This window comes from uncultured Serinicoccus sp., from assembly GCF_947487915.1.
In the GTDB taxonomy this organism is placed as follows: domain Bacteria; phylum Actinomycetota; class Actinomycetes; order Actinomycetales; family Dermatophilaceae; genus Ornithinicoccus.
On the sequence record NZ_CANKYH010000034.1, the window covers coordinates 1 to 527 of the forward strand.

Here is a 527-nt window from a genome sequence, read left to right on the forward strand (position 1 = left end):
CGGTGCGGTCCCGGTCCAGGACGCGAACCGCGCCCGGGTGGGGAACCGGGCGACGTCGCCGACATCGGCCAGGATCCGTGCCGCGCCGGCAGGGCCGATGCCGTGGATGTCCATCAGGTGCGACCCGCGCGCCAGGACCGCGGCCTTCAGCTCAGCGTTCAGCGCCTTGAGCTTGGCGTCGACGGCGACCAGGTCAGTCAACTCCTCGACCGCCATGCGCCGTCGGGTCCGCCCGGCGACGTCGCGAGGGCGGACGCTGGCCAGCATGCTCTTGGCCTGGGTCGCCGACAGGTCCCGCTTCCTCTTGCCCGGGATCAGCTCGCCCAGCAGGCGCTGCAGCCGATTGACCGTCTGCACCCGCAGCCGGGACAGCTCATCGCGGCGGTCGGACAGCATCCGCAATGCCTCGAGCTCCCCGTCACGGTGCACCACCCGCAACCCTCGGGTCCGGACGGCCACGACAGCGATGGAGTGCGCGTCCAGGGCATCGGTCTTGCGGTTGTGGCCGGTGTCGAACAACCGCACCC

1 protein-coding gene is annotated in these 527 nt (G+C 71.7%); it reads right to left on the reverse strand.

The genetic code is table 11. The features are described 5' to 3' along the window. Window positions 1-527: transposase (locus tag Q0795_RS17105; RefSeq protein ID WP_298891756.1), on the reverse strand; the 527-nt coding region annotated here is incomplete at both ends.